The following is a 323-nucleotide window of genomic DNA, read 5'->3' on the forward strand; positions in this document are numbered from 1 at the left end:
TGTGCCGAGGGTGGCGTTAGTGCTGTGGCACGACCAACGGTATGTTTGGTTTGTTCCCAAGGTTGCCCCATCAAAGCATTGGGTAGCCAAAATTTTGGTTGAGGTATTGGTTGCCCATGATTTGGCCGACATTGGCAAGAAAAATGAACTAGAGTTGGCTAGAGTTCATTGGCATGCCAAAGAAATGGCAACCATCCAAACAAAGACCAATCTTTGGGTCATGACCAAAATTTTGGTTGAGGTATTGGTTGCCCATGATTTGGCCGACATTGGCAAGAAAGATGAACTAGAGTTGGCTAGAGTTCATTGGCATGCCAAAGAAA

General features: G+C 45.5%; 1 protein-coding gene. It reads left to right on the forward strand.

Annotation, left to right across the window (positions count from 1 at the left end):
• Positions 1–19 precede the first annotated feature (19 nt).
• Positions 20–323 (forward strand): hypothetical protein (locus J0A66_RS24005; RefSeq protein ID WP_206576038.1); only part of this gene is annotated, 304 nt, incomplete at its 3' end.

The sequence above is a fragment of the Bowmanella dokdonensis genome (assembly GCF_017254865.1).
GTDB classification, from domain to species: domain Bacteria; phylum Pseudomonadota; class Gammaproteobacteria; order Enterobacterales; family Alteromonadaceae; genus Bowmanella; species Bowmanella dokdonensis.